The following is a 7,665-nucleotide window of genomic DNA, read 5'->3' on the forward strand; positions in this document are numbered from 1 at the left end:
CGCTAAAACTGAATCCTCTTGAATATTAGCTGGCGGGAAAGGCAATGTACATTGAAGGACTTTTTTCCCGCCAGCTAACACCGGGCTTAGCAGTGAATTCGGGTTCCGTTACGGGGCAGTAACTCGCCATCAAGCTGGGTGCGATCGTCGAGCATATGCAGCCGTTTCTCCGCGAACCAAGTTACCGCCATAGGGTATATGACATGTTCCTGTACCTGAACCCGTTTGGCCAGTGAATCTGCTGTATCTCCCTTCTTTATAGGGACTACGGCCTGGACAATGGGTGGGCCTCCGTCGAGTTCCTCGGTGACAAAATGCACCGTAGCGCCGTGTTCGCTGTCACCGGCATCCAAGGCGCGTTGGTGGGTGTGTAACCCCTGGTATTTGGGCAGCAGAGAAGGGTGAATATTAAGCAGGCGCCCACTGTAATGACGTACAAACTCAGGCGTTAAAATACGCATAAATCCTGCGAGGACAACCAAGTCTGGCTGGCAGCTATCGATCTCTGCAATAAGAGCTTGGTCAAAATCTTCTCTGTTGGGGAATTCCCGGTGATCAATGATCGAGGAGGTGACCCCGGCTTCGGCAGCACGAGTCAGACCATAGGCTTCAGGCTTGTTGCTGATCACAGAGCAGACAGAAAAGGGCGCCCCGGCTTGCGCCGAGGCATCCAATAGTGCCTGCAAGTTGCTGCCGCTGCCTGAGATTAGCACGGCGACTTTGCATACACTCTGAGACATTACAGGTTCACCAGCTCGACAGCCTCAGAGCCTTCGGCGGCATCTTCGATGTTGCCCACGACAAAGGCCTTTTCACCCAGCTGCTTGAGGGTTTCCAGGGCTTTGTCCGCCTGATCAACAGGCACGCAGATTACCATGCCGACACCACAATTAAAGGTGCGGTACATTTCTCGGGCATCGATATTGCCTGCATTTTGCAACCAGCGGAATACCGGGGGCATTTCCCAGTTGCTGACGTCCACGCGAGCGCGGCAGCCTTCCGGTAATACGCGTGGCAGGTTTTCCAGCAGGCCACCACCGGTGATGTGACTCAGCGCGTTTACCTGTGTGCTTTTCATCAGTTGTAGAAGGTTTTTGACATAGATACGGGTTGGAGCCATCAGAGCTTTTGCCAGGGATTGGCCATCGATATCTTGTTGCAGGTCGGCAGCGTGCACTTCCAGGACTTTGCGGATCAGCGAGTAACCATTGGAGTGGGGGCCGCTGGATGCGAGGCCGATCAGCACGTCACCACTTTTTACTTTGCTGCCATCAATGATTTCTGACTTCTCCACTACTCCAGTGCAGAACCCGGCCAGGTCGTAGTCGTCCCCTTCGTACATGCCAGGCATTTCAGCAGTTTCACCGCCTACCAAGGCACAGCCAGCCTGTTCGCAGCCTTTACCAATGCCGGATACCACTTCTGTGGCAATGTCCACATTCAGCTTGCCAGTAGCGTAGTAGTCGAGGAAGAAAAGGGGCTCGGCGCCGGCAACGACAAGGTCGTTTACGCACATGGCAACCAGGTCAACACCGATGCTGTCGTGAATGCCCAGGTCCATTGCCAAACGCAGCTTTGTGCCTACGCCATCGGTGCCAGAGACCAGAACTGGCTCTTTATAACCAGAAGGCAGTTCGCACAGAGCGCCAAAGCCGCCCAGGCCGCCCATCACTTCCGGGCGGGAAGTGCGCTTGGCAACGTGCTTGATACGCTCTACCAGGGCGTTACCCGCGTCGATATCGACACCGGCATCTTTATAAGAGAGGGATGTTTGAGTGGATTGCGGCTTGGAATCGCTCATGATTCTTCCTGCGGTGGGTGTTCGAAGGGCGCGTATTCTAGCCGGGTCTTGGCTAGGTAGCCACGCCCAGACGGCATCTCAGTCGGTGATTCTGGAAATTATCTTCAAGTTGACCCGTTGAAATACACGAATAGTGAGAACTCGGGGCTGAGAGAAGCCGCCGACGCTGATACAATAGCCTCAATTTTTGTCCTAACCGTGGATTTTAGCGTCTTGCACACCAATAACAATTTCGTGCAAGCTCACGGGGTGGAATGAGGTTTGGAGAGAAATCCTATGCACAAGCTGCTCCGGCAGGGATTGGTGTTGCAGTTGCTGGCACTGTTGTTTGGTGTCTTAATCCTGCCAGTCCAGGCTCGAGTTATCTCGGACCTGTACGAAGTGGTCGAAGCTGTGCCGAGTCGCGGCGCCACAGACCGCGCGGCTGCCGGTAGTCGTGGGCTGGAGCGCGTATTTGTGCGTGTCACGGGGGATGCCAGCATAGGTAATAATCCCAACCTGAAGTCGCTTTTGCCGAAGGCCCAGCAGTTAGTCCAGGGTTACCGCTATACCAGCGAAGACAACCAACTCTACCTTCACCTTTCCTTTGATCCCCAAGCCATCTCGCGACAAGTCCATCAGTTGGGTTTGCCTATGTGGCCAAACAACCGTCCAGGCACACTGATTTGGTTGGCGGTGGATACGCTGAAAGAAGGGCGTAGTATTCTTCGCGAGGAAGATGCCCCAGAACTCTTCTCTGTGCTTGAGGCAATGGCAATAGAGCGCGGGGTGCCCCTGGACTTTCCTGTCATGGACCTCAATGACCAGCGCAACATGCCGCTGGGGTCGCTCTGGGCCCAAGACGAGTCGGCTGCCGAGCGTGCAGCCCTACGCTACAGTCCCGATGCCACGCTTATGGGGCGGCTGTTGCAAGCTTCTGGGCGCCGCTGGAAGGCGGACTGGCTATTGATCCATGGCGGTCGCAGTTATGCTTTCGACAGTAGTGGAGGCTCAATGGAAGAGGTGGCCTTGCGTGGCGTTAACCAGATGGCCAATTTGTTGGCCCAGCGCTACGCGGTGCGCCCGGAAGGCCAGGATGCCGAGCAGGGAGCTGTTATTGTCGAGTTGTCGGGAGTGAGCAGTTTTGCCGACTATGCGGAGGCTTCAGCATATCTGCGAGGCTTGGCGCAGGTCAGCAGCGCGGACCTGCTCTCCGTCGAGGGCGACCGGATGCGTTTGGCGTTGGTCACATCTGTGGGGTTGCGTAACCTGCGCGACGCCCTGGCGTTGAATCATAAGCTGCGAGCAAATAGCGACGGGGATGCCATCGACTTAAATGGTTACCGTGCGCCATTGGGCAGCGCTGATAATCCGTTGCGTTATCGCTGGGACTGAGATGAGTATTCCGCAACAGCTGCCGCTGGGAGTATCCCTGCGGGATGATGCCACATTTGATAACTTTTACCTGTCTGACTCGGACCCTAACCGTCAGGTTGTGGCGCTATTACAGTCATTTGCCAGTGGGCAGAATCCCGAGTCGGTGATTTATATCTGGGGTGAAGCTGGCAGCGGTGTAAGCCATCTGCTGCAGTCTGCTTGCCAAAGTGCCGAGGCCAATGGCCGTAGCTTTCAATACCTGCCAATGGCCGAATTGATGGCGATGGACCCGGCAGTGATTCTGGATGGCCTGGAACAGCTGGACCTGGTGTGTATTGATGACTTGCACCTTTTGGAGGGGCAGCCGCCCTGGCAGACAGCCATGTTCCATCTTTACAATCGTGTCAGGGATAGCGGTAGGCAGCTGTTACTTGGCGCGCGCAAGTCTCCCCGAGGAATGGATATAGCCTTAGCCGATTTACTGTCGCGTCTGCAATGGTCCCTGGTGTTCCAGCTCCAGCCTATGAACGATAAGGATAAAGTTGCCGCCCTGCGTAGGCGCAGCTGCCTCCGTGGCTTTGACCTGCCAGAGGATGTAGCTCATTACATTTTGCACCGTGCACCAAGGGATACTCGGGCACTGTTTTTGTGTTTGGAGCAGCTGGACAGGGCTTCCTTGATGGCCCAGCGCAAGATTACTATTCCATTCGTAAAGCAGGTACTGGATATCTAGCCTTTGAGGGGCTGACTGAAAATGGACTTGCCGGTCACCTCTTGGGCAATAAATTTTCACTGGGCATTTCTCCTCCCTTCTCCCATTCACTTATTACCATCTGGAATAGGCTGAGTCTTTCCTCTTTGAAATCCAGCCAGCGGACAATATCAAGTGGTGGCGGCCAGGGGATCGTGCGCGAATTGCCGCCCTCGCTTACTTCCAAAGCCCGCAGTTCGAGGAGAGTGATATGCCAACTGTTCATAGGATCCTCTATGTGAGCCACGCTGCCGAGGATGAAAGTAGCGGCCTGCTGCAGGCATTTGCTGTTGCGCGCAACAATAATGCCACCATCAAGGTGCTGTTGGTTTGTCCGGCTGTGCCCGAGGGCTTTGAGGAATTTGGTGAGCTGTGTGTTAAAGCCATGCTGGAGCGGGTAAGGGGGGAGATCGCATCCGCTCAGGAAAAAATGAAGCTGCCAAAAGACCAAATTGTGTTGGAGATCGAGTCCGACTGCGGACCCCGCCCCGCCGAGCGGGTAATTCGCCGAGTATTATCCGGTGGCTACGACCTGGTGATCAAGAATGTGGAGGGGCGCACCCAGCGCAAGGGTTTTAAAGCCATCGACATGGAATTGCTTCGCAAGTGTCCCTGCCCGGTATGGCTGTGCCGCCCGATAGAGCGAACGCACACAGAAATTCGCGTGGCGGTGGCGATTGACCCCGAGTGTGAAGAGGCCAGCACTTATGATTTGGCGATTCGCCTGTTGCGATGGGCGCGGGTATTGGCGGACAGCTGTAGTGGTACCCTGCATGTTATATCCTGCTGGGACTACGATGTGGATGAATACTTGCGCCGCCACTTTCCCCTGAGTGCCTCTGAGGAAGAGTTGGACGAAGCGACCGAAGCAGCCCGTTCCCGCCATCGCTCGAAACTGGATGTGCTGATTCGTGCCTCTGGTATCGGTGGGGATATGCAGGTGCATCATGTTATTGCCCACCCAGATAACTTTATTCCGCTGTTGATCGATGAAGAAGAGCTTGATTTACTGGTGATGGGAACTGTAGGTCGTGCGGGAATACCTGGATTTATTATGGGTAATACCGCAGAGAATATCCTGCAGAAAGTTAGTTGCTCACTACTTGCGCTAAAACCCAGTGACTTCGAGTCCCCGATCAAACTTTAGTTGTTAGACTCTTTGCTCAGGCAATTTCAATATCTTTGTGAAAGTTCATCGCGACCAGTTTAAGTGCTCTAAATAAAGACCTTAAAAAGGCATAGGGGAAGAAAATACTTCACACGAGACCGTATGTGGCATGGATGCCGATTCTGAACGAGGTGCCCACAGCATGTCGCGAGAGAAGTGTATTCTTTCCTTCCCCCTTTTTAGTAGCTGCTAGTAGCTGCCGTTTTATTGCGATAGGGGACTTAAGTTCCACATGGGATTGTTGGGGAGAGTAAGTTGCTGTTTAGTGCCAACTGAGACCTTCAATAATAAAAAAGATTTTCAGTAGGCCGCCACTTTTTAACCTCTAAATTATCTAAATTCAGGGTTCTGCCGCTTAATTCAACTAGTTCAGCGTAGTGGGAAGGCAGAGTGCTTGTGCCTAACTTGGTTATAGAGTGAGAATGGATATGCAAGTTAGGAGGAAATGATAATGATAAAAAAGATAGCCAAATGGTTTGGCGGAATATTTTTGCTTGGGGTTTTAACTGTCTCGGTTTTTGCGGTCAATGCGATCTATTTTAAACCGTGGTCGATTAACGTCTACTTCGAGCGGGCCTTTATCAGGCTCGGAAGTACCAGTCCGGAGATTCTTTCGCAACTGCGCGTGCTTGAGCAATTCGGAATTGATGGGCATAACGCTCACCTTGATGACGTTTCTGAGGAGGAGCTTCAGCGCCAAATGCAGATAGCGAAAGATGAGTTAGCGGTTTTACGGGAATATGATCGATACGCTCTTGGTGAGCAGGAGGTAATTTCCTACGATGTCTTTGAACATTTTCTAGCGAATATGGTGGAAGGAGAGCGCTGGAAACATCATAACTATCCGCTCAATCAAATATTTGGAGTGCAAAATGGCCTGCCGGAGTTCCTGGCTGAAGTACATCAGATCAATAATATCAAAGAGGCCGATTATTATCTCTCCCGTTTAAGTGAAGTGGATAGAAAATTTTCTCAGGTATTGGATGGGCTGAGGACTCGAGAACAAAGAAAAATTCTACCGCCCCGGTTTGTTATCGACAGTGTGCTGGAAGAGATGCGGGGATTTGTTGATGTCCCTGCTCACGAAAATATTCTCTATACGTCACTGGAAAAGCGTCTGAATAAAATTGAAGACCTTCCTGATCAGGAGCGCACACGCATTCTCGGGAGAGGAGAGGCATTAATAGATGCTGAAGTCTACCCGGCATACAAAAGGCTGATCGCTTATTATCATGAATTGCGGCCTAAAGTCACACAAAATAATGGTGTTTGGGCGTTACCTCAAGGCGATGAGTTCTATGCCTATCAGGTACGTAGTCATACCACTACAAACTTGACTCCTGATGAGCTGCACCGTACTGGTTTGAAGGAGGTAGCGCGAATTGAAGGTGAGATGAACCGTATTTTTGCTTCTGTTGGTCTGGATAGTGGTTCAATCAGTACTCGCTTTGCTGGAATCAATAATGATCCACAGTTCCTCTATGAGGATTCAGATCGAGGGCGAGAGCAAATTATAGAGGATTATCAATCGATTATAGATGAAGTTAATGAAGGGCTTGATGATTATTTTGATATTAAGCCGACCAAGGGGGTTGAGGTTCGTCGTGTTGCGGAGTTTAAAGAGCAGGGTGCGCCGGGTGCCTACTATAACCCCCCTGCCATGGATGGTTCCCGACCTGGTGTATTTTACGCAAATCTGCGCGATGTGCGTGAGACTAAAAAATTTGGTATGCGTACCCTGGCCTATCACGAGGCAGTTCCCGGTCATCACTTCCAGTTAGCGATTGCCCAGGAATTAAAGGGTGTTCCCACTTTCCGTAAAATGGGATTGTTTACCGCTTATGCTGAGGGGTGGGCCCTTTATGCTGAACAAGTAGCCAAGGAGGCCGGTTTTCAGGATAACCCCTATGATGACCTCGGACGATTGCAGGCAGAGATGTTTCGGGCTGTGCGTCTAGTTGTGGATACCGGAATGCACTACAAGCGCTGGAGCAGAGAAGAGGCAATCGAGTATATGGTGGAGAAAACAGGTATGATAGAAAGTGAAGTTACCACAGAGATTGAACGGTACCTGGTAATGCCTGGTCAGGCTCTAGCTTATAAAGCTGGAATGTTGAAAATGCTGGAGCTGCGTGAGCGAGCCCATAAAAGTCTGGGACGTGACTTTGATATTCGTGAATTTCACAATGTTGTACTGACCAATGGTGCTGTTCCACTAGCGATACTGGAACAGCAGATTGATCAGTGGATCAATACTAAAAAAGGCTAGGAGAGTTTTAATATGTAGTAGTTCAGACTTGATCTGACAGTTACCGGTTTTTCAGAAGGTGCTTTGTCAGGTCAAATTCAGTTTACGAGTTTTTCCTTCCAGATGCTTTTTCCATCTTCAAGTGTTGCCATCGGAGTGCGGCCACAACACTTTTTACCCTGATGGGTACGGTCATTATTGTAATATGTGAGCCATTCGTCCAGATCCTTTTGTAACTCTTCTATTGATCCATAGATCTTCCGGCGTAATGAAGGCTGGTAGAACTCTTGTAGAATGGTTTTATGGAAGCGCTCACAGATGCCGTTGGTTTGTGGATGCCT

General features: G+C 51.4%; 8 protein-coding genes. 4 read left to right on the forward strand and 4 right to left on the reverse strand.

Features of this window, described 5'->3' with window-relative positions:
* Positions 1-86: 86 nt before the first annotated feature.
* Positions 87-740 (reverse strand): phosphoribosylglycinamide formyltransferase, encoded by a 654-nt coding sequence (gene purN / locus ACCI49_RS18000; RefSeq protein WP_371840538.1) that lies wholly within the window; start codon positions 738-740, stop codon positions 87-89.
* Positions 740-1,801: a phosphoribosylformylglycinamidine cyclo-ligase gene (purM, locus tag ACCI49_RS18005; protein WP_371840539.1), complete on the reverse strand. Its 1,062-nt coding sequence runs from the start codon at positions 1,799-1,801 to the stop codon at positions 740-742. The genes purN and purM overlap by 1 nt, the downstream gene beginning before the upstream one ends.
* 276 nt (positions 1,802-2,077) lie before the next feature.
* Here purM and ACCI49_RS18010 point away from each other — a divergent pair, with 276 nt between their 5' ends.
* Together ACCI49_RS18010 and hda are read left to right on the forward strand one after the other, a co-directional pair.
* Complete coding sequence (locus ACCI49_RS18010; protein ID WP_371840540.1) at positions 2,078-3,175, forward strand: DUF2066 domain-containing protein; 1,098 nt, start codon at positions 2,078-2,080, stop codon at positions 3,173-3,175.
* A 1-nt stretch (position 3,176) separates the two neighbouring features.
* A complete protein-coding gene (gene hda / locus ACCI49_RS18015) occupies positions 3,177-3,890 on the forward strand; it encodes a DnaA regulatory inactivator Hda (protein ID WP_371840541.1) in 714 nt (237 codons plus the stop codon).
* Between the two features lie 34 nt (positions 3,891-3,924).
* Here hda and ACCI49_RS18020 read toward each other — a convergent pair whose 3' ends face one another.
* Positions 3,925-4,134 (reverse strand): hypothetical protein, encoded by a 210-nt coding sequence (locus ACCI49_RS18020; RefSeq protein ID WP_371840543.1) that lies wholly within the window; start codon positions 4,132-4,134, stop codon positions 3,925-3,927.
* On the opposite strand from ACCI49_RS18020, the gene ACCI49_RS18025 reads away from it, so the two are divergent.
* Together ACCI49_RS18025 and ACCI49_RS18030 are read left to right on the forward strand one after the other, a co-directional pair.
* A complete protein-coding gene (locus ACCI49_RS18025) occupies positions 4,120-5,055 on the forward strand; it encodes a universal stress protein (protein ID WP_371840544.1) in 936 nt (311 codons plus the stop codon). The genes ACCI49_RS18020 and ACCI49_RS18025 overlap by 15 nt on opposite strands.
* Before the next feature lie 472 nt (positions 5,056-5,527).
* The gene (locus ACCI49_RS18030; protein ID WP_371840546.1) at positions 5,528-7,345 is read left to right on the forward strand and encodes a DUF885 domain-containing protein; all 1,818 of its coding nucleotides are present in this window, start codon (positions 5,528-5,530) and stop codon (positions 7,343-7,345) included.
* Positions 7,346-7,422: 77 nt separating this feature from the next.
* On the opposite strand, the gene ACCI49_RS18035 is transcribed toward ACCI49_RS18030, so the two are convergent.
* Positions 7,423-7,665: integrase core domain-containing protein (locus ACCI49_RS18035; protein WP_371840492.1), on the reverse strand; the 243-nt coding region annotated here is incomplete at its 5' end.

It is taken from the genome of Microbulbifer epialgicus (assembly GCF_041447265.1).
Taxonomy (GTDB): Bacteria; Pseudomonadota; Gammaproteobacteria; order Pseudomonadales; family Cellvibrionaceae; genus Microbulbifer; species Microbulbifer epialgicus.

Excerpts from the sequence above, each read along its gene's own strand:
- purN (WP_371840538.1), bottom strand. The coding sequence starts at position 740 with ATGTCTCAGAGTGTATGCAAAGTCGCCGTGCTAATCTCAGGCAGCGGC.
- ACCI49_RS18020 (WP_371840543.1), bottom strand. The coding sequence starts at position 4,134 with ATGAACAGTTGGCATATCACTCTCCTCGAACTGCGGGCTTTGGAAGTA.
- ACCI49_RS18010 (WP_371840540.1), top strand. The coding sequence starts at position 2,078 with ATGCACAAGCTGCTCCGGCAGGGATTGGTGTTGCAGTTGCTGGCACTG.
- hda (WP_371840541.1), top strand. The coding sequence starts at position 3,177 with ATGAGTATTCCGCAACAGCTGCCGCTGGGAGTATCCCTGCGGGATGAT.
- ACCI49_RS18030 (WP_371840546.1), top strand. The coding sequence starts at position 5,528 with ATGATAAAAAAGATAGCCAAATGGTTTGGCGGAATATTTTTGCTTGGG.
- purM (WP_371840539.1), bottom strand. The coding sequence starts at position 1,801 with ATGAGCGATTCCAAGCCGCAATCCACTCAAACATCCCTCTCTTATAAA.
- ACCI49_RS18025 (WP_371840544.1), top strand. The coding sequence starts at position 4,120 with ATGCCAACTGTTCATAGGATCCTCTATGTGAGCCACGCTGCCGAGGAT.